Here is a 25,577-nt window from a genome sequence, read left to right as displayed (position 1 = left end):
GATTTTGGCCCAGACCGTAACTGTATGAGCGCTGTTCGTCAATGGCATGATGTCCGTCATGGCGATTAAGGATGGGCCCGGTATCCCGTTTGACGCGTGGCGGCTGGTGGGCGGGCTGGAGGTGACGCTGGACGTGGACGTGCTGTTCGGGGCGTACCCGGACCGCGAGGGACCGCCCGGCACGCCGGCGTCGGTGCTGCGGACGCTGGGGGCGCATCGGATCAGGGCGGCGGCGGTGGCGAGCCTGCGGGCGGGGCTGTTCGACGTACGCTCGGGCAACGACGACCTGCTCGCCCTCGCCGCGCCCCCGGCGGACGCCGGCCCAGCGGCGGCGCTTACGGACGCCGACCCCGGGGCGGCTCCTGCGGTGGTCGTGCCGGTCGGGGCGGTGGACCTGCGGGATCCCGTCGGCGCGGCGCGTGAGCTGGACCGGCTGGCGGAGGCGGGTGTGCGGGCCGTCCGGTTGTTCCCCGACGAGCAGGGGGCCGAGGCGGGCTTCCCCTCCGTCCGGCATGTCGCCCGCCGGGCGGCCGGGCTCGGGCTGGTGGTGCTCACCGGGGGTGACGTGCGCCGGTTCTGGCAGCCGTTCGCGGGCACCGGAGGCACCGTCGTCTTCCTCGACACGCACTTCTACCACCTGGGCGACTTCCTCGTCGCCGCCGCCGACGAGCCCGGCTTCCACACCTCCACCCGCCTGCTCAACTCACCCGACGCGCTGGAGCTCGCCGCCGCCGAGCTCGGCGCGGACCGCCTGCTGTACGGCTCCCGTACCCCGCACTACGAGCCCATCGTCCCCCTCCTTCGCCTGGCCACCAGCGGCCTGAAGCCGGCGGAGATCGCGGCCGTCGCAGGCGGCAACGCCCGAAGACTCCTGTCCCCCGAACCGCCGGCCGAGGCCGCGAGGAGGTCGACGTCATGATCATCGACGTGCACGCCCACTGGGGCCCGTGGTTCTTCACCATGGACGTGGCCGAGGCGAACCTCGTCACCATGGACCGCTACGGCATCGACCGGGCGATCGTGTCCGCCACCGAGGCCGTCATCTACGACGCCCCGGCGGGCAACCGGGCCCTGGCGGCGTACCTGGAGACGCAGGACCGCCTCCTCGGCTACGTCACCGTCAACCCGCGCCGGCTGCGGGAGGCGGAGGCGGACCTGCGCGCCTACCTGCCCGGCGGGAAGTTCGTCGGCGTCAAGATCCACACCGACTACACGGGCTCGCCGGTCGGCTCCCCCCAGCTCCGGGACGCCCTGACGCTGGTCGCGGAGAGCGGGCGGCCGGCGCTCGTGCACACCTGGGGCACCTCCGTCCTCGACCTGGCCGAGCTCTGCCTGGACATCCCGGACCTTCGGCTGATCGCCGGGCACATGGGGGCGGACGGGTTCCGGCACGCCATCGAGGCGGCCGGCGCCTGCGACCGCCTCTACCTGGAGCCCTGCTGGTCGCACGCCCCGGCGGGCCGCATCGCCGAGGTGGTGTCCGCCGTGGACCCGGCCCAGCTCCTCTTCGGCACGGACGCGACCCTGATCGACCCGTCGTCGGCGTTCGGCGCGGTCGCGGCGGCGGGCCTGACCGGCGAGATCGCCGAACGGGTCGCCTGGCGCAACGCCGCCGCCCTCTTCCAGCTCTAGCCCCGGCCCGGCGGTGGGTGCGATCTAGACATTACGGCCCCGTCCGTTATAGCGTGCGGCGCAACTTCACAAGGGAGCCCGCGCATGATCCCCCGCCGCCGTTTCCTCCTGGCGGCCGCCGCGACCACAGCGGCCGCCGCCCTCACCGCCCAGCCCGCCCACGCCCGCACCGGCCCAGCAGCCGACGCGGGTGCCGACCAGGCCACGGCCAGGCGAGGCGCACCTCAGCAACCCGAAGGCACGATCACCGAGATGGGCCCGGCGAGCGTGGCCAGCCCGCTCGGCAACGGCGAGTTCGTCGGCGACGTCCTGTACGCCGGCTCGCGCGGCCTCTCGCCCAACGTGGTCGGCGCGTACGACGTGGCCAAGGATTCGGTCACGGCCCATTTCGACATCCCCACCGGCGTCGGTATCTGGGCGATGTGCAAGGCAGGCACCGACGTCTACATCGGCACCCACGCCAGATCCGACCTCTACAAGCTCGACACCACCACCGGCCAGGTCACCAGGGTCGCCGAATACCCCGACCACTACATCTGGACCATGGCCTCCTCCCCCGACGGCAAGGTCTACATGGGCACGTCGGAGCCCGGCCGCGTATGGGAGTACGACCCGGCCACGGGCACGAGCCGCGACCTGGGCCAGCCCGCCCCCGGCGAGGCGTACGTCCGCAGCATCCAGGCCGACGCCACCCACGTCTACGCGGGCGTCGGCGCCAACGCCCACCTCGTCGCGATCGACCGCGCGACCGGCGAGAAGCGCGAGCTCCTCCCGCAGGAGGTCGCCGACCGTGACTGGGTCTCCAGCATGGGCATGTCGGACACCCACCTGGCCGGCGGCATGAACTCGCTGGCCGAGCTGATCGTGCTGGAGAAGGCCGCGCCGCAGAACCACAAGGTCGTCAAGGCGACGGCCGCCGGCGAGAAGTACGTCGTCGCGGTGCTGATCCACGACGGGTACGTCTACTTCGCCGGCCGCCCGTCGGGCACGTTCTACCGCTACCACCTGGCCACGGAGAAGCTGGAGGTGCTCGGCGTCCCGTACTTCGAGGCGCTCACCCACCGCCTGCTCGCCCACGAAGGGCGCATCTACGGCATCCAGGACAGCGCGGTCTTCGTCTACGACCCCGCGACCGGCACGCTCGACTACCTCAACCTCGTCCAGCGCGGCTTCAAGTCGGCCCCCGAGGAGCCGATGTCCATCCACTCCGACGGCAAGCGGGTCTACGTCGGCGGCAAGGGCGGCGCCGACCTGCACGACCTCGCCACGGGCCAGGTCAGCAGGCTCGGCATCGCGGGCGAGCCGAAGACGCTGCTCACCGTCGGCAGCACCACGTACCTGGGCGTCTACACCCAGGCCGCGCTGTACGCGCACCGCGCGGGGCAGAGCGAGGCCGAGCTGGTCGCGCGCACCGGCAACCAGCAGGACCGCCCGCGCGACCTGGCCCACGACGCCACGACCGGGCTGATCGTGATGCCCACCCAGCCGGAGCCCGGCCACATGAACGGCGCGCTCTCCCTCTACTCACCACGCACCGGCACGTACGCCACCTACCGCCCGATCGTGGAGCGCCAGACCGTCTACTCGGTCGCCGCCCGGCGCGGCGTCGCCTACCTCGGCACCCTGATCCAGGAGGGCCTCGGCCTGCCGCCGGTCACGACGACCGCCAGGCTGGCCGCGTTCGACCTGGTCAGGCGCAGGCTCCTTTGGCAGGTGGAGCCCATCCCGAACGCCCGCCAGATCTCCTCCCTGTCCTTTGGCAGGACCACCATGCTGTACGGCATGGCGAGCACGGGCGACGTGTTCGAGTTCGACTTGCGGCGCAAGAAGGTCACCAGGACGCTCAAGGTCGGGGCGAAGGGCGGCGAGCTGTACGTCACCGGCCGGGTCGCGTACTGCACCGACGGCGACAAGATCTACAAGATCGACCTTGCGGCGTTCACCGCGAAGCCGATCGTGGAAGGGCTGGCCGGGCAGTGGTTCGGCGGTGAGCCCAAGCTGGCGCTCGACCCCTCGCGCCGGGCCCTGTACGCCGTGCGCGGCCGCGACCTCGTCCGGGTCGCCATCACCGGCCGCTGACCCGCCCATCGGCCGGCGACACGCCCCCGGGTCCTGGAGGTCCGGGTCGCCGATCGTAGGGTGAGGTCATGGCTACAGTCGCAGTGCTGGGGACCGGGCTCATGGGTGCGCCCATGGCCCGCAATCTGCTCAGATCAGGCCTGGACGTCCGGGTCTGGAACCGTACGAAGGAGAAGGCCCAGCCGCTGGAGGCCGACGGCGCGAGCGTCGCCGGCTCTCCCGCCGAGGCGGTGGAGGGCGCCGACGTGGTGCTCACGATGCTGAACGACGGCGACGCCGTGCACGCCGCGGTGACCGCCGCCGCGCCCGGCCTGCGCGCCGGGCAGGTGTGGGCGCAGATGAGCACGGTCGGCGTGGCGGCGGCCGGGCGGCTGGCCGCGCTGGCCGCCGAGCACGGGCTGACGTTCGTCGACGCGCCCGTCCAGGGCACCAGGCAACCGGCCGAACAGGGCAAGCTGGTCATCCTGGCCGCCGGGCCGCAGGAGGCCAGGCAGGCGCTGGAGCCGGTCTTCGCCGCGCTCGGCCAGCGCACGCTCTGGCTCGCCGACGACGGCGCGAGCGGCGCGGGCACCAAGCTCAAGATGGCCACGGTCAGCTACGGCATCTCGATGACCGCCGTCGTGGCCGAGGCCCTCGCCCTGGCCAAGGGGCTGGGACTCGACCCCGATCTGGTACGCCAGGTGGTGACGGGCGGGCCGATGGACAGCCCGTACTTCCAGGCCAAGTCCAAGGCCGTCCTGGAGGGCGACTTCGAGCCCAGCTTCACCGTGCACAACGCGGAGAAGGACACCAGGCTGATCACGCAGGCGGGCGAGGCGGCCGGCGTCCGGCTGGACGTGGTGGCGGCGGCGGGCGAGCGCCTGCGCCGCGCCGAGTCGCAGGGCCACGGCGACGAGGACATGTCCGCCACCTACCATGCCAGCTTCGACGGGGCCGGTTTCAACGAGAGCTAGCGATCACCGCGGCCCGCTCCGCGTCCGGCAGGGGCGGGCCGTAGGGGTCGTACGCGTGCGGCTCCGGGATGCGCCCCTCGGCGGCGGCCAGCCAGAGCATGCGCTGCACGTAACCCTCCATGGGCTCGGTGAACGTGGCCGCCGCCAGCCGGTCGAGCCGGCCTGACGCCTCCTCGAAAGCGCGCAGATCGGACCCGCCGAACGCCTTCATGACGGCGGCCGTCACGTCCACGCTCGCCGCCGCGATCCCGACCAGGGCCGCCTGCGCGCCCCAGAGCAGGGACGGGCCGAACATGCGGTCCTCACCGGTGATCGCCAGCCGGCCCGCCCGCGTCGTGAGGTCGATGGCGCGCTGGCAGCCCATCGCGTCCGACAGCAGGGCCGTCTTGAGGCCGGCGACGCCCGGATGCTCCAGGAGCGCGCGCATCGTCCCGGCCGGGCACGGGAGGGTGTAGAGGTCGAAGGCGATCATCGGGAGGCGGGCCGCCCGCCACACCTCGTCGTGCAGCGCCACCCGGTCGCCCGCGGAGGGGAACACGAGCACGCCGTCCGCCCCCAGCTCGGCCGCCGTCCGAGCCTGCTCGGCCGGCCCGTCCGTCGACCGCCCGTCCAGGCCCGAGCCGCCGCCCGAAGCGGACGCGCCCAAAGCGGACGCGGACGAGCCAGGGCCGCCGCCCACGCCGACCAGCACCGGTACGCCCAGCGCGACCGCGCGTTCGATGATCGCGGCGCGGGTCTCAGGCGCCAGGTACGGCCCGCGTCCCGTGTGCGCGAGGACGGCCAGGCCGGTGACGCCGTCGGCCACCAGGCCCGCGAAGTACCGTGAGACCACGTCGAGATCGACCTCGCCCGACGCCGTCATGGGCGTGGCCGCGGCGGCGATCAGCGCGCCCCGGAGCCGGTCCCGGAGGTTTTGTGCCGAAATATCCACCCGACAGAGCTTATTTCAGCCCGGTCATCGCGATGCTGTTGACCAGATACCTCTGGAGCAGGAAGAACACCAGCAGGCACGGCACCACGGACACCGCCGTCGAGGCCATCAGCACCGACAGCTGCAGCTCCTCCGTCCGCAGCGTGGTCAGCCCCACCGTGAGCGTCCTGGTCGCGTCGCTCTGCCCGACGACCAGCGGCCACAGGAAGTCGTTCCAGTGCCACAGGAACACGAACACGCCGAGCGTGGCCAGGATCGGCTTGGTGAGCGGCAGCACGATCGTCCAGTAGACCCGCCACTCGGAGGCCCCGTCCACCTTGGCCGCATCGAACAGCTCGTCAGGCAGCCCCAGGATGAACTGCCGCATCAGGAAGACGGCCTGCGAGTTGGCCAGCGTCGGCACGATCAGCCCCCAGAACGTGTCCACCCCGTCCAGGCTGTTGACCAGCACGAACGTCGGGATGAGCGTCGCCTGGAACGGCACCATCATGGTGGCGAGGAACGTCCAGAACATCGCCTCCCTGCCGGGGAAGCGCTTCTTGGCGAAGGCGTACCCGGCCATGGACGAGGTGAGCAGGATGATCACCACGGAGACGACGGCGTAGACCAGCGAGTTGACCGTCCAGGTGACGAACCCGGACGACGAGAGCACCGCCGTGATGTTGTCCAGCGTGAACGACTCGGGCCACTGGGCCGGCACGGTCGGCCGGCCCGCCGGCGACAGCGCCACGATGAACATCGCCACGAACGGGCTGACGGTCAGCACCGACAGCACCGCGAGCAGCGCCGCCAGCGGCCACGTGCCCCGCCACCACGGACGGCGGGGCGGCGGGGGCGCCTTGACCCCGGTGACGGGACGGGACGCGGTGATCGTCATGTGTTCCCCCGATCCAGGAAGCGGCGCTGGACCAGCGACACGATCAGCACGATCGCGAACAGCACCATGCCCCACGTCGCGGCGTAGCCGAAGTCGAAGGACCTGAAGCCGTGGTCGTAGATGCCGTAGATGAGGGTGTAGGTGGCCCTGGCCGGGCCACCGCCGGTCATCACGTACACGGTGTCGAAGGTCTGGAACGCGCTGATCGTCTCGATCACCACGACGAAGAAGATCGTGGGCTTGAGCAGCGGCAGCGTGATGCGCCTGAAGCGCTGCCACGCGCTCGCCCCGTCCACCGTGGCCGCCTCCAGGTAGGAGGACGGGATCGACTTCAGCCCGGCCAGCAGGATCAGCATCGAGTAGCCGAAGCCCTTCCACACCGACACGACGGCGAGGGCGGGCAGGACCACCGACGACTGCTCCAGGAACGCGACCGGGCCGAGGTCGGCCTTGGCCAGCAGGCCGTTGATCAGCCCGTCGAACTCGTAGATCCAGCGCCAGATGATGCCGGCCAGTACGAAGCTGGTCACGTACGGGAGGAAGAGCATGCCGCGGAACAGCCCGCGCAGGAAGACCACCTGGTTGAGCAGCAACGCCGTGCCCAGCGCCACGAGCAGCGTGAGCGGCACGTAGATCACCACGTACACGAGCGTCACCCGCAGGCTCAACCAGAAGTTCACGTCGTCGAGCAGCCGGGCGTAGTTGTCCGCGCCGATGAAGTCCCACTCGCCGCCGATGTTCCAGTTCGTCAGGCTCATGCCCGCCGCCCCCAGTGAGGGGAAGATCCGGAAGATCAGGAAGAGCACGAGCACGGGCAGCACGAACAGCAGTCCGGTGACCGGGTCACGCAGGCGTTGACGCACCAGGTGATTCCTTTCCTCGCTCAGCCGCTGCTGCTGAGCAGCGTGTTGGCCTCCTTGGCGGCCGCGTCGAGCGCGGTCTTGGCGTCCTCCTTGCCCAGCAGCGCCGCCTGGATGTGCGGGCCGATGAGGCCCATCACCTGGCGGGCCTTGGGGTGGGTGTCGCCGGGGAAGGCGTACTGCAGCGACTTGGCGAACTCCTTGGACGTCTCCGACTGGTCCGGCACCGTCACGTCGGTGCGGGCCGGGAAGAAGCCGGACTCCTTGGCCAGCGCGGCCGTGACCTCGGGCGAGGACAGGAACGTGGCGACCTTCTTGGCCGCGTCCTTGTTCTCCGTGTGCTTGGCCAGCACCAGCGCGCCGGGGATGCCGAACGCGACCCGCTTGGAGCCTTCGAGCGGCAGGCCGATGCCGACGTTCTCGGCGCCGATGGCGGCGGCGAGCTGGTCGACCATGCCGGCGGTGGCCGCGTGGTAAAGCGCGGTCTTGCCGGCGGCCAGCGGGCCGCCCTCGATGTCGTTGCTCTTGCTGGCGGTGTTCTCCGGCAGGCCGCCGACGGCCTTGAGGTCGAGCAGGTACTGCAGGCTCGCCACGCCCTCCGCGCCGTTGAACGCGACGGTCTTGCCGTCGGGGGCGAAGACGCTGCCGCCGTTGGCCCACAGGATCGGGTAGAAGCTCTGGTTGAGGCTGACCTCCGGCTTGCCCGGGTAGTCGAGCACGGCGACCTTCTTGGCGGCCAGCTTGGGCGCGGCCTCCTTGAGCTCGGCCAGCGTCTCCGGCACCTTCTCGACGCCCGCCTCGGCGAACAGCTTCTTGTTGTAGATGGGCGCGGTGATCGTCTGGTAGATCGGCACGCCGTAGAGCTTGCCGCTGACGGTCAGGGCGGTGAGCGAGTTCGGCAGGAAGGAGGCCTTGACCGGGGCGACGATGTCGTCCACCGGCTCGACCGTGCCCTGCTGGGCGTACTGCGGGATCTGGTCGGGACCGAGCACGACCAGGTCGAAGCCCTTCTTGGAGACGAGGGCGGTGGTGACCTTCTCCTGCCGGCCCTCCCAGGGCTGCTGGTCGATCTTGAGGTCGATCGCCGCGTTCTTGGCCTCGAAGTCCTTCTCGATCTTGCCCCAGAACGCCAGGTTCTTCGCCTGGTCCCCGATGACGGGGTACATCCAGAGGGTCACGGTGCTCTTGCCCGAGCCGCTGTCGGATCCGCACCCGGCGGCCGCGAGACTCAGGGCGGCCACGAGGCCGACTGCCGCTGCCTTCTTCATGGGCGGCTTCCTTTCGACTAATACCGGTCCTGACCGAAACCTAGTGAGGGCGTCTCGGCCGGGTCAATGCCTGATACATGAACGTAACTAGCCGCCTACGGACGAGCCCGGAATTTCATCATTTCCTGGGCGATCAGCTCGACGTGCGCCGAGGTGTAGTTCTCGTTCCAGTCGATGACCAGCAGCGTACGGTCCACCATGCGCTCGGCCTGCGGGCAGGGGTTCGGCTCGTAGCCGTCGAGCGGGTAGCGGGAGCGGCCGTAGATGTCCGCCTCCCACACCGGCGCCCGGTTCAGCGGCTCCCCGAGATAGCCGGCCCGCGCCGGGATCCCGGCCGCCGCCAGGTGCGCGGCCAGCTCGGCAGCGTCACCGTCCGGGCACACGACGGGGAAGAGCCACCAGGCGTGGCCGCCGGGGCGCGGCAGGCGTACCCCTGGGAGGCCCTTGAGGGCGTCGAGCAGCAGCGCGGCGGTGCCGCGGCGGGCGGCGAGCACGCCGGGCAGCTTGGCGAGCTGGGCGCGCGCCACGGCCGCCTGGAGCTCGGTCATGCGGTAGTTGAGCCCGAAGGCGGCGTGCGAGCGCCCGGCCGCGCGGTCCCAGCCCTTGTCGGAGAACAGCCGCATCCGCCTGGCCAGCTCGTCGTCGTCCGTGATGGCCACGCCGCCGTCGCCGCAGGTGATGTGTTTCCACTGCTGCAGGCTCAGGCAGCCCACCTGGCCCGCGGTGCCCGCGAGGGCGCCGCCGGGCAGCTCGGTCAGCCACGCCTGCGCGCAGTCCTCGATCAGCGTGAGCCCGTGCTCGTCGGCCAGCTCGCGCAGCTCGCGCACCCTGGCGGGCGCGCCGAACAGGTGGACCGCCATGATCGCCCTGGTCCGCGGGCCGATGAGCGCGGCGACGGCCGCCGGGTCGAGATTGCCGTCGGACGGATCGACGTCGGCGAAGACAGGAATGGCGTTCTGCGCCAAGATGGGGGCCACGGTCCCGAAGTCCGTGATCGGTGTCGTGATGATCTCGTCCCCGGGGTCCGGTGCGGCCGCGACGACCGACAGATGGAGGGCCGCGGTGCCGGAGCTGCAGGTGATCGCGTGGCGGACGCCGTACATCTCGGTGAGCTCGCGTTCGAGCGCGCGCGCCTCGGTGCCCCAGACGGAGTTGAGCATGCCCGAGCGGATCACCCGCTCGGCGGCGGCGACCTCCTCGTCGCCGAGCGTGCGGCCGTCGGCTTCTGCCATGGACGGGAACTTCACCGGGCACCTCACAAGTTATTATTGCGGTCTTGACCGAAATGAGCGAGAGGGAGGCATGCGTGGGAATCGTCATCGGAGTCGTGGGGCCGCACGATCTGGTCGACGACGTCGCGGCCGTCTGCGAGGAGCAGCCGGGCGTCAGCGCGCTGCGTCTCGACTACGACCATGAGTCGCAGGCGCCCGCGATCGTCGAGGCGCACGCCGCCGCCGTCGAAGGCTGGTTGTTCACCGGCATAGTGCCCTACATGCTCTCGCGTGCCGCCGACGCGCTCACCCGGCCCGCCGCGTTCGTGGACTATTCGGGCGCGACGCTGCTCAACGCCCTCGTCCGCCTCCAGCACCAGGGCGAGGACATCACCAGGCTGTCGATCGACACGCTGCCGGCCGCCGACGTCACCGCCACGTTCGCCGAGGCGGGGCTGCCGTCCGGCGACCTGCGGACGCTCCCGTACCGGCCGGAGATGACCTCCAAGCGGGCGATCGCCTTCCACCGCAAGGGCCAGGCGCACGCGGTGATCACCTGTCTCAGCTCCGTGCACGAGGCGCTCCGCGACGAGCTGCACGTGCTGCGCCTGGTGCCCTCCCTGCACTCCGTACGCGTGGCGCTGCGCCAGCTCCTGCTGACCGCCGAAGGACAGGCCCAGGAGGACGCCCAGATCGCGCTCGGGCTCATCGAGGTGGCCAACGAGGAAGGGCTGCTGCGCGAGGCCACGGCGCTGGGCGGCACCCTGGCGGCCTTCCGCGGCGGCACCCACCTGCTGGTGACGACCCGCGGGCCGCTGCACGACGCCACGGGCGGGTTCACGGGCCTGCCGATGCTGGCCCGGCTGGCCGCCCAGAACGACGTCGTACACGTCGGTTTCGGTCTCGGCCGCAGCGCGGCGGAGGCGGAGAGCCTGGCCCGCCGCGCCCTGGCCAGAGCGCGGCGGATCGGCGAGGTCGCGGCCGTGCTGTCGCTGCGTGCCGACACCGACATCGTCCTGGAGTCGGTGACGACCACGCCGGCGGGCAGCCAGAACCTGTCGGTCATCGCCCGCCGGGTCGGCCTGTCGGTGCCCACGCTGGAGAAGCTGCTGGAGGCGCGGGCCGCGGCGGGTGACGAGCCGCTGACGACGCGGGAGATCGCCGACCGCCTCGCCGTCCAGCAGCGTACGGCCCGCCGCATGCTCCACCGCCTGGAGCTGGCCGGGCTGGCCGAGCGCACGGGCAACCTCACCAGCGGCTCCAGCGGCCGGCCGCTGACCCTCTACCGCCTCACCCTCTGACGCGCCGCGGGACACAAGCAGGGACACAAGCAGGGACACGATCAGGCGAGCCAGCGGTCGAGTCCGCCGGAGACGAAGTCGTCGTCCCGGAGCCACGGGTACGCGGCCCAGATCCGGTCGATCTCCCCGAGCTGCCCGGGCGACAGCTCCTCGCCCGGGTCCAGGCACCAGCGCCCTTCGAGCAGTCCCTGCCGCCGCAGCACCTCGTGGATCCCCGGGATGCAGCCGTGGAAGCCGTTGGCCGAGTCGAAGATGGCCGCGTTGGCGTCGGTCAGGTGCCCGTCGAGGGTGAGCAGCCGCCGCACCGCCGCGTCGTCTCCCGCGCGCGCCAGCTTGGCCTCCTCCAGCAGCTCCACGGCCCGCCGCACCCACACGGCCCACTGGCCGAGCAACCCGCCGACGAACTCGACCTCCACCTCGTGCCCGTCCACCACCACCCGGTGGCCGGTGATGAGGTCGGCCAGGATGTGGTCGTCGTTGCCGGTGTAGAGCGCCACCTCACCGGCCCGCCCGGCGCGCACGACGCCGTGCAGGACGTCCAGCGTCCGGTAGCGGTCGAAGGGCGCGACCTTGATGCCGACGACGGACTCGATCCCCGCCAACCTTGTCCAGAAATTTCGTGACAAGGCGCGTCCGCCTACCGCCGGCTGCAAATAGAAGCCGATCACCGGCAGCACCTCGCCCACCGCCCTGGCCCGCTCGATGAGCGCGTTCTCGTCCAGCTCCCGGTACGGGCTGAGCAGCACCATGTGATACCCGAGCGACCTGGCCAGCTCCGCCTCCGCGACCGCCTGAGCGGTGGGCCCGGTCGCCCCGGCCACCATCACCACCTCGCGCTCGAACTCCCCCGCGGTGCGCGCGGCCAGCTCCAGCACGGGCGCCAGCAGGCCGGTGCCGTGGATGGCGAACTGCGTGGTGTGCACGCCCACCGCCAGCCCGCCCGCACCCGCCTCGACGTAGTAGCGGGTCAGCGCCCGCTGGCGGCGCTCGTCCAGCTTCCTGTCCTCGGTGAGCGCCAGCGGATGCGCCGGGATCACCAGGCCGCGCCTGAACAGGTCGCGCACGGACGTCTGCGCCTCTGGAGCCGTGCTGAGCACGTGAGGTCCCCCTTCACTCGGATATGGCACGGGCCGGAAATGGCACGCGCGTCAGAAACGCCCGTCGCGGCGCTCGAACTTGGTCGGCTTGCCGAGCAGCGGCCCGCCCTCGGAGACCCACCGGGCGGTGTGCTCGATGAGCTCGGCGGGCGTGAGCTCCGGATAGCCGAACAGCCGGTGGCAGCGCCCCGCGTTCGACAACAGCGCGGTCGGCGCCTCCTCCCCGGTGAACACGGGCTCCTTGCCGAGCTCGGCGCCGAGGGCCAGCGCGGCCTGGCGGACGGAGACCAGCTCGGGTCCCGTCACGTTGAGCACGGCGGGCGGCGTGTCGGCCAGGGCCAGCGACCGCAGCGTGACCTCGTTGGCGTAGCCCTGCCAGACCACGTTCACCTGCCCGGTGGACAGGTCGATCGGCGCTCCGGCCAGGACCTTCTGCGCCAGGTCCACGAGCACGCCGTACCGCAGCTCGACCGCGTAGTTGAGGCGGATCAGCGACAGGCGCGTCCCGTAGGTCTCGGAGAAGTGCGTGAGCACCCGCTCCCTGCCCAGGCAGCTCATCGCGTAGTCGCCGACGGGACCGGCCGGGGAGTCCTCGGTGCTGCCGCCGCTCGTGACGGGGACGAGCGGGTAGACGTTCCCGGTCGACAGGGCGGCGATCCTGGCGTCCCTGAACCGGTCGGCCACCCGCCCCGGCAGGTACGCGTTGGTGAACCAGGTGGCGTGCTCGCGCCCCTGCGTGCCGAATTTGGCGCCGACCAGGAAGACCACGTTCGGCGCGTCAGGCAGCTCCCGCAGCGCGCGTTCGTCGGCCACGTCGGCGGGCACGACCGTCGCACCCGCACCGGCGAGCGCGTCGGCGAGCCCCGGCTCGGAGAACCGGGACACGGCGATGATCCGCCGTTCCGGCCCCGCCGCCCTGGTGGCGTTGAGCGCCAGCCGTACCAGGCTGGGCCCCAGCTTGCCGCCGGCGCCCAGGATCATGATGTCGCCGTCGAGCCTGCTCAGGTCCTCGACGAGCCCGGCGCTCGGCCGCGCCAGCCGCTCCTCGAGTTCCACTGTCGTCCGCACGCGGGATCCCCTCCGTCTGTCAGTTACGGTCCAGACCGTAACTGTCGCAGACTTCGGCTGTCAACGGGGGGCGAGGTCAGGCGCTTTCGCGGGCGCGGACCAGCACCTCCAGGATGGCCCGGGTCTGCTCCCACGGCACCGGACTGGGCGCGCCGCCCAGCATCGCGAGGAACGCCTCGATCGTCCCCTCGTACCCGAGCCCCTTGAGCGGGTCGTCGCCGCTCTCGATCACGATGGTCTCCGAGCCGTCGCGCCTGTGCAGGGTGACGGTGTAGGACTCGCCTTCGGAGACGCCGAGGATCTCGACCGTCCCGGTGACGCCGCTCCCCCAGCTGAGCGCCAGCACGCCGGTGTCCTCCGAGCGCAGGTTCAGGTAGTGCCGCCTGGCCCCCGCCGCGCCGACCAGCCGTACGTCGGGGCCGAGCAGGGCCACCAGCAGCTCCACGCCGTGGACGCCCATGGTCACCAGGGTTCCGCCGCCCTCGCCGGGCGTGTCCTGCCAGGCGTTGTAGCCGGTGTCCCAGAGCCCCACGTCATGCCGTACGGTCGCCCGCACGGCCAGCAGCTCACCCGGATCGACCCGCACCCCGGCGAAGGCGGGCGCGAAGCGCAGCACCGAGCTCGACAGCACCCGCTCGTGGATCGCCAGCCGGTCGAGCGCGTCGAGCTGGGCCCGGGACGCGGCGGCCGGCTTGTTCACGAAGCAGGGCACGCCGGTCTCCAGCACCTGCGCCAGCGCGCCGGGGATCTGCGGGTTAGGCACGGTCAGCACCACGCCGTCGGGTCCGGCGGCCAGCGCCTCGCCGAGGCTGCCCGCCACCTTGGCCGCCGGGTGCTCCTCGGTGAAGCGGCGCAGCCGCTCCTGGTCCTGCTCCCACACCACCAGCTCGGCGTGCCGGGTCAGGGTGCGGGCGTCGGTGTACGGGTGGCTGGTGGCGAGCCCGGCGAGAGCAACACGCACGATCGTCTCCCCTTCTCATCGGAAAAGGAGACCATCATGGCAGCCCGTTACAGCTCGTCCACCTCCGCGAACGTCCGGCCGCCCGACAGCTTGGCGTACCCGGGCCCCCGGTCGAAGAACCGGTCGGCCGTCGGACGCAGGTTGGCGCGGAGCTCGGCGGTGGCCCGCTCGTCGATGCGGTCGCCGTCCAGGACCACGCCGTAGTCGCCGAGCGCGCCCGCGATCGACACCTTCCCGTCGCGCACGTCGGCGGCCACCGCGCGGGGGTCGCGGTCGTAGGGCGAGCCCCAGCCGCCGCCCCCGGTGGTGCGGATCCTGATCATCTCCCCGGCCTGCACCGGGAGGTCGTCCACGAGCCCTTCCATCTCCTTGCCCGCGATCTCCACCCGGAACGGCCGGCCGGCGAGCCCGCCGTTGACCCCCCAGCACGACAGGATCGAGCGGTCGGCGATGGACATGTACGAGGCGTCCCTGAGCATCCTGATGTGCTTGTCGTAACCCAGGCCGCCCCGGTACATCCCGGGACCGCCCGAGTCGCACGCCAGCGCCAGCCGCTCCACCCTGAACGGCCAGCGGGACTCGGCGAACTCCACCGGGATGTTGCGCGAGTCCGGCACCACGTGGATGGTGTCCTCGCCGTCGGCGTACCAGCGCCCGCCCGAGCCGCCGCCCAGGACCTCGCGCATCAGGTAGGGCGAGCCCTCGCCGTCGGCGCCGTACACGCCGGTGTAGCGGATGGTCTCCTGGTCGGCGGGCATGCGGCCGCCGGTCGCCTTGGCCAGGACGCCCGCGAGCACGCCGAGCAGGCGCAGGATGACGAACGTGCGGGCGTTGGTCGGGGCCGGGAAGACCGGGGTGAGCAGCGTGCCCTTCTCCGGGAAGACCATCTTGATCAGCGGCACGACGCCCTCGTTGACGTCCAGCTCCGCCATCCGCTCCGGCGTGTCGGCCAGGTTGCGCAGGATCGGGGCCAGCCACTTCTTCAGGAAGACGCCGTCGGCGTAGTCGCCCGCGTGGTTGATCGGGCCCTTGGCCTGCGGCGAGGTGCCGGTGAAGTCGATCGTCAGCGGGGCGTCGGCGGTGTGGTCCACGCTGAGCGTGATGCGCTGCGCGTGCAGCCTGGGCTCGTCCACGCCGTCGTGCTCGGCGTAGTCCTCCCACACGTACGTCCCCTCGGGGATCTTGGTCAGCAGCTCCCTGCGGAACGTCTCGGTGGTCTTGCCGATGATCGCGTCGAAGCACTCCTCGACGGCCTGCCTGCCGTACCGCTCGAACAGCTCGCCCAGCCGCCGCGCCCCCATGAGGCAGGCCGAGCACTCGGCGTCCAGGTCGCCGGACAGCGAGTCGGGCATCCGCGAGTTGCGGGTCATGATGCGCAGCGCGGCCTCGTTCGGCACGCCCTGGTCGTACAGCTTGATCGGCGGCACCATCAGGCCCTCTTCGAAGACCGACCTGGCGTGCGAGGGCATCGACCCGGGCACGCTCCCGCCGATGTCGTCGTGGTGGCCGAACGCCTGCACGAACGCCACGACCTCGTCCTCGTGGAACACCGGCACCGTGACGCACAGGTCGGGCAGGTGGCCGATGCCGCCTTCCGAGAGGTAGACGTCGTTGTGGAAGTAGACGTCGCCCGGCCGCATCGACTCCACGGGGAAGTCGCGCACGACCGGCTGGACGAGCGCGCTGTAGGAGCGGCCGGTCAGCTTGCGCAGCCGTACGTCGTGGATGCCGGCGCGGAAGTCGTGCGCGTCGCGGATCATCGGCGAGCGGGCCGTGCGGGCGATGGCCGTCTCGACCTCCTTCTCCACCGAGGCGAGCGTGCCCTCGACGATCTCGACGAGGATCGGATCAGTCACGTCTGACCTCCACGTTTCCGTAGACGTCCACGGTGGCGGTGAAGCCGGGGTGGATGGGGATGGTGGAGCCGTACTCCTCGATCACGGCCGGGCCCACGATCTTGGCGCCGGGGCCGAGCGCCGTGCGCTGGTGGATCGGGGTGTCGCGGGTCTCGTCGAAGTGGACGGCCCGGACCGACGTGGCGCCCGTGCCCGCCTTCTCCAGGGGGCGGATGGCCGGGCGGTTGATGGGGCCGATGCCGGAGACGCGCAGATTGACCCATTCGACGCCGTGGCGCGGGTCGTCCCGGTAGGCGTAGCCGTAGAGCTTCTCGTGGGCCTCGTGGAAGCGCTCGATCACCTCGGCCTGCCAGTCACCGTCGATCTCCCCCGCGGGGGCGTTGACGCGGACCTCGTACGCCTGGCCGTAGTACCGCAGGTCGGCGCTGCGCAGGTACACCGGGTCGTCGAAGCCCTCCCGGTCCAGCGCCTCGCCCGCCTGGTGCTCAAGATCGTGGAAGATCTCGGCAGCCTTGCCGAGCGAGAGGTCGCGGGTGACGTACGTACGGACGTAGTCGTTCTTGACGTCCACCGTGAGCAGCCCGAACGCGGAGACGTTCCCGGGGTCGCGGGGCACGACGACGGCCGGCAGGCCGAGGATGTCGATCAGCCGGCAGGCCAGCAGCGGCCCCGACCCGCCGAACGTCACCAGCGGGAAGTCCCGCACGTCCAGCCCGCGCTTGACGGTGAGCTGCCTGATCGCGTTGCTCTGGTTGAACGCGCTGATCTCCAGGATGCCGGTGGCCGTCCGCTCGGGCGTGAGGCCGAGCTTGTCGGCCAGCGCCTGGACACCGGTACGGGCGGCGTCCACGTCCAGCGGGATCTCCCCGCCGAGCAGGTGCGGCGGGATCCGGCCGAGCATCACGTGCGCGTCCGTCACCGTCACCTCCGTGCCGCCCTTGCCGTAGCAGAGCGGCCCGGGGTCGGCGCCCGCGGACTTCGGCCCCACCTTGAGCGTGCCCTCCGGCGAGATCCACGCGATCGAGCCGCCGCCCGCGCCCACGGTGACGATGTCGATCATCGGGATCTTGCACGGGTAGCGGCCGACCGAGCCCTCGGTGGTGATGGAGGGCTCGCCGTCCACCACCACGGCCACGTCGGTCGAGGTGCCGCCGCCGTCCAGCGTGATCACCGACGGATGCCCGGCCGTGGCGGCGATGAGCGCCGCGCCGAGCGCTCCGGCCGCCGGGCCCGACAGGACGGTGCTGATGGGCTGGTTGACGACCTCGCGGGCCGACAGGACGCCGCCGTTGGACTTCATCACGGAGAACGGCATGCCGAGCCGGTTGGACAGGCTGGCGATGTAGCCGCGCATGGCCGGTTTGACGGCGGCGTCCACGAGGGTGGTGACCGAGCGCTCGTACTCGCGGTACTCGCGCAGCACGTCGCTCGACAGCGAGATCACCGCCTCCGGGTGCTCGCGCCACAGCACCTCGCGCATCCGGCGCTCGTGCTCCGGGTTGGCGTAGGAGTGCAGGAAGCAGACCCCGATCGCGGTGACGCCCTTGGCCCTGAACCAGCGGGCCACCTCGGTGGCCTGCTCCTCGGAGAACGGCCGCACCTCCGCGCCCGTGTGGTCCAGCCGCCCGCCGACGGTCTTGACCAGGTGCACGGGGACGATCCTGGGCGGCTTGACCCAGAAGTAGGAGTTGCCGTAACCGTCGGGCACGCTCTGCCTGGCGATCTCCAGGACGAACTCGAAGCCCTCTGTCGTGATGAACCCGAGATTCTCGATCCGGTCCTCGAGCAGCTGGTTCGTGGCCACGGTGGTGCCGTGCACGATCGAGCTGACGTCGAGGTCGCCGAGCTTCTCGATGCCGGCGACGAACCCGTCCGCCGGGTTGGCGGGGGTCGAGGGGGTCTTGGTGGTGTGGATCTCTCCGGACTGCTCGTCCACCGCCACGACGTCGGTGAAGGTGCCTCCGGTGTCCACTCCGATACGGACGCTACGCATGGCTCCTCAGCTTCGGCGACGGCCGAGCGTCGATGACTCGGGGCGCGTTCTCTGTCACGGCGGATGGCCGGAGGCACCACCATCTCATGCGACCTGACCGGCTTGGCGGCGATGGTGCCTTGGTGACCACGGTTCCTCCTGATAACTCCAGGGGAGAAATGTCCCACGAGGTCATGGAACAAGCCAAGCCACTAAGCTGGCGGCCCGTGACCCAATCGTCTGCCTTGTCTGCCGTGCCGTCTGGTGCCAGGGATGCCGTACTGAAGTTCTACTTCGGCCCCATGGATTGCGGGAAGTCCACCCTGGCGCTTCAGATGAACTACAACCACGGACGCCAAGGCCGGCGCGGCCTCGTGCTGACCAAGCACGACCGCTCCGGCGGCCCGAAGATCACCAGCCGGATCGGGCTCGGGCTGGAGGCGATCGAGGTGGTGGACTCCCTCGATCTCGTCCGCCTGGTGACCGCGCACGACCGGATCGACTACCTGATCTGCGACGAGGCGTGCTTCTACACGGTCGAGCAGATCGAGCAGCTCGCGGACCTGGTGGACGAGCACGGCATCGACGTCTACGCGTTCGGGCTGGCCTCCGACTTCAGGTCGGTGATGTTCCCGGCGGCGCAGCGGCTGTTCGAGCTGGCCGACGAGGTGTGCCGGCTGCAGGTCGAGGTGCTGTGCTGGTGCGGGCGGCCCGGGCTGCTCAACGCGCGGGTCGTGGGCGGGACGCTGGCGCGCACGGGCGAGCAGGTGGTCATCGGCGACACGGACGCCTCGGCGGTGCGCTATCAGGTCCTCTGCCGCCGCCACCACCGCTCGGGACACCTCGGTGAGGGCACGTCGCAGGCGGTCTAGCTTCTTGTCTCACACGAGGCGGTCGAGCCTTGGTTCGCACCAAGCGGTCGAGCCTTGGTTCACACGAGGCGGTCGAGCCTTGGTTCACACCAGGCGGTCGAGCCTTGGTTCACACGAGGCGGTCGAGCAGCTCCCTGAGCAGGCGCGCGTCGTCCGCCGGGAGCGCGGCCAGGAACGCCTCCTCGGCCGCGTCCATGGCGCGGGCGCCCTTCTCCAGGACGTCGCGCCCGTGCTCGGTCGGCTCCACCATGTTCTTGCGCCGGTCGCCGGGATGCGGCCGGCGCCCCACCAGCTCCTTGCGCTCCAGCGCGTCCACCATGGCGACCATCGTGGACCTGTCGATCCCCAGCCGCTGCGCCGCCTCCTGCTGCGACAGCGGCTCGGGCGTGCCCAGCACCGACAGGACCGCGAACTCGCGCCCGTCGATCCCGTACGGCTCCAGCGCCGGGCCGGTCAGCTCCGCCAGGCGCAGGTTGGCGTGCTTGAGCAGGTAACCAAGGCGACGTGTCGGCACCTCACGATTCTCCCACCCCGGCCGCGCCCGCTCAGACCGCCCCTCAGACCGCCCCTCAGACCGCGCAGTAGCCGTCGTCGTCGCATCCGTCGGCCGGGGCGGCGAGCTGAGTGATCGGCGTCTGCCCCGTACGCTCCGCGACCTCGTCGATCGCGGCCGCGAAGGCGTCTTCCGGCTGCGCCCCTGAGACCGCGAACTTGCCCTCGAACAGGAACAGCGGCACCCCCGTGACCCCGAGCGCCCGCGCCCTGTCAAGCTGCTCGCGCACCTCCTCGGCCCCCGCGCCGTCGTCCTCGACCCCGGTCTCGGCCGCCAGCCCGGCCAGAACGTCCGGGTCGCCCACGTTCCTGCCCTCGGTGAAGTACGCCACGAACAGCCGCTCGGCCATCTCCTTGCCGAGCCCCTGGCGGGTGGCGACCTCGATCAGCCGGTGCGCCCGCAGCGTGTTGGAGCTCACGGCGTGCTCGTAGTCCAGCTCCAGGCCCTCGCCCGCGGCGGCGGAGACGACCCGCTCGGTCATCTGGCGGGCGTTCGGCCCGAACTTGCGCTCCAGCGCCGGGATCAGCGGCTCGCCCTCCGCCGGGGCGTCGGGGTTGAGCTGGAACGGCCGCATCGTCACCTCGATCGTGCCGCCCTTGGCGCGGAACCGCTCGGCCGCCCGCGCGAACCTGACATGCCCGATGTAACACCAGGGGCACACGACATCAGAGAAAATCTCCACCTTCATACCCGGAGACAACCCGCCGCCCCCGACCCCGATTCCCGCCGGGGCGACGGCAGGGCGAAGCTCCGGCTATCATCGGCCAACGCTCAGCCGGCCGCCAGCTCCTCCAGCCGGTACGGCAGGTACGCGGAGTCGTCCACCAGGGCCGACGCGCCGCGCCACCAGCCGAACCACTCGCCGCTGCGCCACATCCAGTCGACCCGCTCGATGGCGGCCACCACGTCGCCGACCGTCGCCCACCGCTCGCCGAGCTGCTCGCGAGAGGCGCCGTGGCGCATCGCCCAGGCCCGCAGGATGCCCACGGCCGCCGAGGGCACCTCGCGGGCGTAGGGGTCGGGATCCTCGCCGGGCAGCCGGTGCGGCCCGAGCCCCGCCGCCACACCCCAGCTCCACTGGGCCTCGGCGGGCCGCGCGTAACGCAGGGAATGGAAGTCGAGGTTGGACCCGAGGTCCTCGTCGGCCCGCCGGGTGACGACCGCGTCGAGTCGCCCGCCCGCGTCGAAGTGGACGACGACCCGCTGCCCCGGCTTGACGCCCGGCGGCAGCTCGAAGCGGTCCTCGGCCTGCCAGGAGTTGAGATCGACCTGCGCCGCGGGCTGTCCCCAGAGCTGGTCGGCGGCGTCGTCGGAGATCCAGGCGGCCAGCATCTCCAGGGCGGTCAGGTCGGTCCACGGCTCGATCGCCACGGCCGTGCGCACCACCTCGTCCGGCGCGGGCAGCTTGCCGCCTCTGGACCGCGTCCACCACTCCTCGCCCAGCTCACGGGTGCCGACCAGCAGGGCGGCGATGGCGGCCAGCTCGGCCGAGCGCCTGGTGAGCGAGGCGCCCAGGGCGAGCTCCAACGTGCGGTCGGTCCGCTCGTCGCCGAGCACCGGGCGCACGGTGCCGATCAGTGTCTCGGCTGTCGGACGCTCCTCGCCCAGCAGGTTGCGTACGACTCGCCTGGCTTCGGTCCGAGCGTCTTCAGCGTGTGCCTGCCGCATACCGCCACGCTACGCCCGGAGATCCTTTTCCGCGAGAGTCCTGGACGCCACGCCGAAATGCCCCGATCACCCGAAGCTCCGGGCGGCGCGGCTTATCCCATGCGGTGGCGTGGCTCAGGCCGCCAGGAACACCGGGCGTGGCTCATGGCGACAGGAGCGGCAGCATGCCCATGCCGTCACGACCGGCAGCATGCCCATGCCGTCACGACCGGCAGCATGCCCATGCCGTCACGACCGGCAGCGGGCTCACGCCGTCACGAGCGGCGGTGCCGGGATCCGCGGCCGAGCAGCCAGCCCACGGCCACCCCGGTGAGCGCGACCCCCGCTCCCATGCCGAACGACGCCAGCATCACCCACGGGCGTGTCTCGGTGCGCTGCTTGGGCGGGCGCTCATACACAGCGGCCCCCGACCCGGCCCCCGACCCGGCCGTCACACCGGCCGCCGAACCGGCCGTCACGCCGGATTCAGGGAGGCCCGGGACGGTCAGGCCGCTTTCTGGCGGAACGTCCGCGTGCGGGACGGCTGGGGCCGCTTCGGCCGGGGCGCGCAGGTGCTCCTCGACCGCCGCGAAGAACTCCCCCGCCGTCCGCTTGGCCACCGAGCCCAGCATGCGCTGCCCGACCCCGCCGATCATGCCGCCGATCACCGCGTCGGCCTCGTAGTCCACCTGGGTCCCGCCGTCGATCTCGCTCAGCCGTACCAGGACGGTGGCGTCCACCGTCCCCGGCGCGCCCTGCCCGCGCGCCTTCAGCGTGAACGAGTCGGGCGCCAGCGGGTCGGTCAGCGCGACCTCACCCTGATAGACGCCCTTGATCGAGGCCACGCCCGCGTTGACCGTCACCCGGTACGTGTCCGGCCCCGTCTCCTCCAGCCGCTCGCACCCCGGGATGGTGCGCACCAGCACCGCCGGATCCTGGAACGCCGCCCACACCCGATCCCTCTGAACGCCGATCACGGCACTGCCCGCCACTTTCATGTGGCTACTTTAGGCAGGCCCCACCAGGCGGATAAGGGCAACACCTGCCAGAGCGAGGGCAAGCCTTGGGGATCAAGACTGGCAAGATGGTGCTCCATGCGCAGGGGGCGAAGCGGGGAGCATCAGGTGACGCCGGCAAGCCGCACGGCCCGCCCCCAGAGGACGACGCGGCTGCTGGGGGCCGCGGCGGCGGTGGCGGTGGCGCTGGTGGCGGCCTGTTCGCCGGCTGAGACGGCCGGCGTCGCCGAGACGGCGGGGAACGCCGGGGCGTCACCCTCCGCGACCCCCAAGCCGTCCGTCCCCCAAGGCCCGCCCGGCGTACGCCCGCGCAAAGGCGAAGTACGCCCGATCGCCCGCACCGGCCCCCTCCCGCCCGTGATCAGCTCCATCCCCACCAAGCGCAAGGTCGTGTTCCTGACCATCGACGACGGCTGGGAGCAGGACCCCGGCTTCGTCAAGCAGGTACGCGACCAGCGCATCCCCATCACCGCCTTCGCCATGCGCGACGCCGTGGAGGCCAAGGGCACCCCCGACGAGTCCGGCGGCCCAGCCCGATACGTCGGAGCCGGGAAATGGGGATATTTCCGGCAGCTCCGCGACGCGGGCGTACCCGTCGAGAACCACACCCTCACCCACCCCAACCTCCCCCTGCTCGGCCACGACGCCCAGAAGCGCGAGATCTGCGGCGCCGCCCAGCTCGTCAAGAAGGAGCTGGGCGCCAGGCCCGCCCTGTTCAGGCCGCCGTTCGGCAACTACAACACCGACACGCTGAAGGCCGCGAAGAGCTGCGGAGTGACCTCGGTCCTGCTCTGGACCGCCACCGTCCAGCCCGGCGGCAAGATCGCCTACCAGGTGCCCGACAAGAAGCTCCACCCGGGCGACATCCTGCTCCTGCACTTCCGCCCCAACCTGGCCAGGGACTTCCGGATCCTGGTCGGCAAGATCAAGCGCAGGGGCTACGAGCTGGGCAACCTCCAGGCGTACCTGGACGCCGCCACACCCCGGTAAGTCCGTCCCTCGGCGTACGGGGGAATCAGCCCGGCGGGTGACGCGGCGAGCCGCCCCCGCACGGGATCCTCGTGCACACAGCAGCCAACGGGACGGGATGTGACCAAGGTCGCATCCCATTGCTCTACAAGCTGTAGTACTACTTCAAGTAGATGTACTACAGCCTGTAGAGCTCGGGAGTCGACGGGGAACATGGACGCACTTGATCTGGCGCGGTGGCAATTCGGGATCACCACCGTCTACCACTTTCTGTTCGTGCCCCTGACCATCGGTCTGGGCATCTTCGTGGCCGGGCTCCAGACGGCCTGGCACCGTACGGGCAAGGAGCACTACCTCAGGCTGACGAAGTTCTTCGGGAAGCTCTTCTTGATCAACTTCGCCATGGGCGTGGTCACCGGCATCGTGCAGGAGTTCCAGTTCGGGATGAACTGGAGCGAATACTCCACGTTCGTCGGCGACGTCTTCGGGGCGCCGCTGGCCATGGAGGCGTTGCTGGCCTTCTTCATGGAGTCCACGTTCCTGGGGCTGTGGATCTTCGGCTGGGACCGGCTGCCGAAGAAGGTGCACCTGGCGTGCATCTGGGCAGCCGCCATCGGCTCAAATTTGTCGGCATATTTCATCCTTGCGGCGAACGCCTGGATGAAGCACCCCGTCGGCTACGAGGTCGTGGACGGCAAGGCCAGGATGACCGACCTGTGGGCCGTGCTGACCAACTCCACCGCGATCGCCCAGGTCCCGCACGTGATCGCGGCGGCGTTCATCGTGGCGGGCGGGTTCGTGCTGGCCGTGTGCGGCTACCAGTTGCTCAAGACGCGCGCCGGTATGTGGCGCGGCGCCGCGCGGGCCGCGCTCCTCATGACGGCGATCGCGGGGGCGGTCGTCGCGGGCACCGGCGACATGTCGGCCAAGCTGATGTACGAGCAGCAGCCGATGAAGCTGGCCTCCGCCGAGGGGCTGGAGCACGACACGGCGGGCGCGGCGTTCAGCGTGGTCCCCGGCATCGAGATCCCCAGCCTGCTCAGCTTCCTGTCCACCAACGACCCCAACGCCGCCGTCCAGGGCACCGAGGACCTGCAGCGGCGCTTCGAGCAGCAGTTCGGCCCCGGCGACTACCGGCCGGACCAGCAGGTGGTGTTCTGGTCGTTCCGCGTCATGATCGTCTTCGGGCTGGCCACGGTGGGCCTGTCGGTGCTCGGCCTCTGGCTCACCCGCAGGAAGCGGCCGTTCCCGTCCTGGCTGTCGCGGGCGCTGCTGCTCGCCCTCCCGCTGCCGCTGATGGCGGTGATCGCGGGCTGGCTGCTGAGCGAGATCGGCCGCCAGCCGTGGACGGTCGCCGGCGAGCTGCTGACCGCGTCGAGCGTGTCGCCCGGCGTGAGCCTCGCCGAGGTCGCCACCTCGCTGACGATCTTCACCCTCCTGTACGGCGGGCTCGCCGTCGCCGAGGTCCTGCTGCTGGTCAGGCACGTACGCCAGGGCGCGGAGGAACGCGACCCCGTCCCCGCGACCGAGCAGCGCGAACCGTCGCTGATGTACTGAAGGACCGGACAATGATCGATCTGTGGTTCGTCATCATCGCCTTCCTCTGGACCGGCTACTTCGTGCTGGAGGGCTTCGACTTCGGCGTCGGGATGCTCGCGCCGATCGTCAGCAGGAGCCCCGCGGAGCAGCGGCAGAGCCTGGAGACCATCGGCCCGGTGTGGGACGGCAACGAGGTCTGGCTGATCACCGCCGTCGGCGCCATGTTCGCCGCCTTCCCCGCCTGGTACGCGGGCGTGTTCAGCGCGTTCTACCTGCCCGTGACGCTCGTCCTGGCCGGCCTGATCGTGCGCGGCGTCGGCCTGGAGTGGCGCGGCAAGGTACGCGACCCGCGCTGGTGCGACCTGGGCATCGTGGTGGGCAGCGCGCTGCCCGCGTTCCTGTGGGGCGCGGTCTTCGCCGACCTGCTGTTCGACAGCGCGCTCGCGGCCCTGGTCGGCGGCGCGTTCACGCTGGCGGTGTGCCTCCTGCACGGCGCGGTCTTCCTGGCGCTGAAGACCACCGGCCGGGTCCGCCGCCGCGCCCGCGCGGTGGCCATGATCGCGGGAGCGGTGGTCATCCCGGTGGCCGTGTTCGCCCTGCCGAACCTGGGCACGCCGCCCGCGCTGGCCGCCATGGCGGGGCTGGCCGCGGCCACGGCGCTGATCTGGCGGCGCAGGGAGGGCTGGGCGTTCGCGGCCACGGCCGGCGCGATCGTGCTGACCACGCTGGCGGTGTTCATCGAGCTGCGGGCCCGGCCGCTGCCGGGGCTCACGCTGGCCGAGGCCGCCTCGGGGTCGTACACGCTGACGATGCTGAGCTGGATCGGGCTGATCGCGCTGCCGTTCGTGCTGGTCTACCAGGGGTGGACGTACTGGGTCTTCAGGAAGCGCGTGCAGACCGCCGTCCGTTGAGGGG

General features: G+C 71.3%; 23 protein-coding genes. 9 read left to right on the top strand and 14 right to left on the bottom strand.

What is annotated here, in order from left to right; genetic code table 11:
- Window positions 1-58 precede the first annotated feature (58 nt).
- The 4 genes from ABEA43_RS09275 to ABEA43_RS09260 all read left to right on the top strand — a co-directional run bounded on the left by ABEA43_RS09275 (window position 59) and on the right by ABEA43_RS09260 (window position 4,664).
- On the top strand, window positions 59-919 hold the full coding sequence (locus ABEA43_RS09275) for an amidohydrolase family protein (protein ID WP_345560255.1): 861 nt from the start codon (window positions 59-61) through the stop codon (window positions 917-919).
- Window positions 916-1,632, top strand: coding sequence for an amidohydrolase family protein (locus tag ABEA43_RS09270; protein WP_345560253.1), 717 nt, complete (start codon window positions 916-918; stop codon window positions 1,630-1,632). Before ABEA43_RS09275 ends, ABEA43_RS09270 begins: the two co-directional genes overlap by 4 nt.
- An 84-nt stretch (window positions 1,633-1,716) precedes the next feature.
- Window positions 1,717-3,711 (top strand): hypothetical protein, encoded by a 1,995-nt coding sequence (locus ABEA43_RS09265; RefSeq protein WP_345560251.1) that lies wholly within the window; start codon window positions 1,717-1,719, stop codon window positions 3,709-3,711.
- Window positions 3,712-3,779: 68 nt separating this feature from the next.
- Window positions 3,780-4,664, top strand: coding sequence for an NAD(P)-dependent oxidoreductase (locus ABEA43_RS09260; protein ID WP_345560249.1), 885 nt, complete (start codon window positions 3,780-3,782; stop codon window positions 4,662-4,664).
- Here ABEA43_RS09260 and ABEA43_RS09255 read toward each other — a convergent pair.
- From ABEA43_RS09255 to ABEA43_RS09235, 5 genes are all read right to left on the bottom strand, one after another.
- Window positions 4,651-5,595, bottom strand: a complete 945-nt coding sequence (locus ABEA43_RS09255; protein ID WP_345560247.1) for a dihydrodipicolinate synthase family protein — start codon at window positions 5,593-5,595, stop codon at window positions 4,651-4,653. The genes ABEA43_RS09260 and ABEA43_RS09255 overlap by 14 nt on opposite strands.
- Window positions 5,596-5,605: 10 nt before the next feature.
- Window positions 5,606-6,472, bottom strand: coding sequence for a carbohydrate ABC transporter permease (locus ABEA43_RS09250; RefSeq protein WP_345560245.1), 867 nt, complete (start codon window positions 6,470-6,472; stop codon window positions 5,606-5,608).
- Entirely contained in the window at window positions 6,469-7,335 is an 867-nt protein-coding gene (locus ABEA43_RS09245) for a carbohydrate ABC transporter permease (protein WP_345560243.1), read from the bottom strand. Before ABEA43_RS09245 ends, ABEA43_RS09250 begins: the two co-directional genes overlap by 4 nt.
- Window positions 7,336-7,355: 20 nt before the next feature.
- Window positions 7,356-8,600 (bottom strand): ABC transporter substrate-binding protein, encoded by a 1,245-nt coding sequence (locus ABEA43_RS09240; RefSeq protein ID WP_345560240.1) that lies wholly within the window; start codon window positions 8,598-8,600, stop codon window positions 7,356-7,358.
- A 95-nt stretch (window positions 8,601-8,695) separates the two neighbouring features.
- Window positions 8,696-9,832 carry a DegT/DnrJ/EryC1/StrS family aminotransferase gene (locus ABEA43_RS09235; RefSeq protein ID WP_345560238.1) on the bottom strand — a complete coding sequence of 379 codons (1,137 nt, stop codon included), beginning with the start codon at window positions 9,830-9,832 and terminating at the stop codon, window positions 8,696-8,698.
- Between the two features lie 74 nt (window positions 9,833-9,906).
- On the opposite strand from ABEA43_RS09235, the gene ABEA43_RS09230 reads away from it, so the two are divergent.
- Window positions 9,907-11,112, top strand: a complete 1,206-nt coding sequence (locus ABEA43_RS09230; RefSeq protein WP_345560236.1) for a hypothetical protein — start codon at window positions 9,907-9,909, stop codon at window positions 11,110-11,112.
- A gap of 41 nt (window positions 11,113-11,153) precedes the next feature.
- On the opposite strand, the gene ABEA43_RS09225 is transcribed toward ABEA43_RS09230, so the two are convergent.
- The 5 genes from ABEA43_RS09225 to ABEA43_RS09205 all read right to left on the bottom strand — a co-directional run bounded on the left by ABEA43_RS09225 (window position 11,154) and on the right by ABEA43_RS09205 (window position 18,087).
- Window positions 11,154-12,209 (bottom strand): dihydrodipicolinate synthase family protein, encoded by a 1,056-nt coding sequence (locus ABEA43_RS09225; protein ID WP_345560235.1) that lies wholly within the window; start codon window positions 12,207-12,209, stop codon window positions 11,154-11,156.
- A 51-nt stretch (window positions 12,210-12,260) separates the two neighbouring features.
- The gene (locus ABEA43_RS09220; RefSeq protein ID WP_345560233.1) at window positions 12,261-13,277 is read right to left on the bottom strand and encodes an NAD-dependent epimerase/dehydratase family protein; all 1,017 of its coding nucleotides are present in this window, start codon (window positions 13,275-13,277) and stop codon (window positions 12,261-12,263) included.
- A gap of 76 nt (window positions 13,278-13,353) precedes the next feature.
- The gene (locus tag ABEA43_RS09215) at window positions 13,354-14,238 is read right to left on the bottom strand and encodes a Gfo/Idh/MocA family protein (RefSeq protein ID WP_345560231.1); all 885 of its coding nucleotides are present in this window, start codon (window positions 14,236-14,238) and stop codon (window positions 13,354-13,356) included.
- A 47-nt stretch (window positions 14,239-14,285) separates the two neighbouring features.
- Window positions 14,286-16,094 carry a hydantoinase B/oxoprolinase family protein gene (locus ABEA43_RS09210; RefSeq protein WP_345560230.1) on the bottom strand — a complete coding sequence of 603 codons (1,809 nt, stop codon included), beginning with the start codon at window positions 16,092-16,094 and terminating at the stop codon, window positions 14,286-14,288.
- Window positions 16,087-18,087 (bottom strand): hydantoinase/oxoprolinase family protein, encoded by a 2,001-nt coding sequence (locus tag ABEA43_RS09205; RefSeq protein WP_345560229.1) that lies wholly within the window; start codon window positions 18,085-18,087, stop codon window positions 16,087-16,089. The genes ABEA43_RS09210 and ABEA43_RS09205 overlap by 8 nt, the downstream gene beginning before the upstream one ends.
- A 158-nt stretch (window positions 18,088-18,245) precedes the next feature.
- Between ABEA43_RS09205 and ABEA43_RS09200 the strand changes: the two genes are divergently transcribed.
- The gene (locus ABEA43_RS09200) at window positions 18,246-18,938 is read left to right on the top strand and encodes a thymidine kinase (protein WP_345560228.1); all 693 of its coding nucleotides are present in this window, start codon (window positions 18,246-18,248) and stop codon (window positions 18,936-18,938) included.
- A gap of 109 nt (window positions 18,939-19,047) precedes the next feature.
- Here the strand turns inward: ABEA43_RS09200 and ABEA43_RS09195 are convergent, their stop codons facing one another.
- From ABEA43_RS09195 to ABEA43_RS09180, 4 genes are all read right to left on the bottom strand, one after another.
- A complete protein-coding gene (locus tag ABEA43_RS09195) occupies window positions 19,048-19,452 on the bottom strand; it encodes a MarR family winged helix-turn-helix transcriptional regulator (protein WP_345560226.1) in 405 nt (134 codons plus the stop codon).
- 55 nt (window positions 19,453-19,507) lie between these two features.
- Entirely contained in the window at window positions 19,508-20,179 is a 672-nt protein-coding gene (locus ABEA43_RS09190) for a DsbA family oxidoreductase (RefSeq protein WP_345560224.1), read from the bottom strand.
- Window positions 20,180-20,262: 83 nt separating this feature from the next.
- On the bottom strand, window positions 20,263-21,159 hold the full coding sequence (locus tag ABEA43_RS09185; RefSeq protein WP_345560222.1) for a hypothetical protein: 897 nt from the start codon (window positions 21,157-21,159) through the stop codon (window positions 20,263-20,265).
- 254 nt (window positions 21,160-21,413) lie between these two features.
- On the bottom strand, window positions 21,414-22,136 hold the full coding sequence (locus ABEA43_RS09180; protein ID WP_345560220.1) for an SRPBCC family protein: 723 nt from the start codon (window positions 22,134-22,136) through the stop codon (window positions 21,414-21,416).
- Window positions 22,137-22,262: 126 nt separating this feature from the next.
- On the opposite strand from ABEA43_RS09180, the gene ABEA43_RS09175 reads away from it, so the two are divergent.
- The 3 genes from ABEA43_RS09175 to cydB all read left to right on the top strand — a co-directional run bounded on the left by ABEA43_RS09175 (window position 22,263) and on the right by cydB (window position 25,573).
- On the top strand, window positions 22,263-23,144 hold the full coding sequence (locus tag ABEA43_RS09175) for a polysaccharide deacetylase family protein (protein ID WP_345560218.1): 882 nt from the start codon (window positions 22,263-22,265) through the stop codon (window positions 23,142-23,144).
- Between the two features lie 192 nt (window positions 23,145-23,336).
- Window positions 23,337-24,680 (top strand): cytochrome ubiquinol oxidase subunit I, encoded by a 1,344-nt coding sequence (locus tag ABEA43_RS09170; RefSeq protein ID WP_345560216.1) that lies wholly within the window; start codon window positions 23,337-23,339, stop codon window positions 24,678-24,680.
- An 11-nt stretch (window positions 24,681-24,691) separates the two neighbouring features.
- Complete coding sequence (gene cydB / locus ABEA43_RS09165; protein ID WP_345560214.1) at window positions 24,692-25,573, top strand: cytochrome d ubiquinol oxidase subunit II; 882 nt, start codon at window positions 24,692-24,694, stop codon at window positions 25,571-25,573.
- Window positions 25,574-25,577: the final 4 nt, after the last annotated feature.

This window comes from Nonomuraea rosea, assembly GCF_039539705.1.
Classification (GTDB): Bacteria; Actinomycetota; Actinomycetes; order Streptosporangiales; family Streptosporangiaceae; genus Nonomuraea; species Nonomuraea rosea.
The sequence above is the reverse complement of the archived record's forward strand: the minus strand, read 5'-3'. Positions and strand labels throughout refer to the sequence as shown.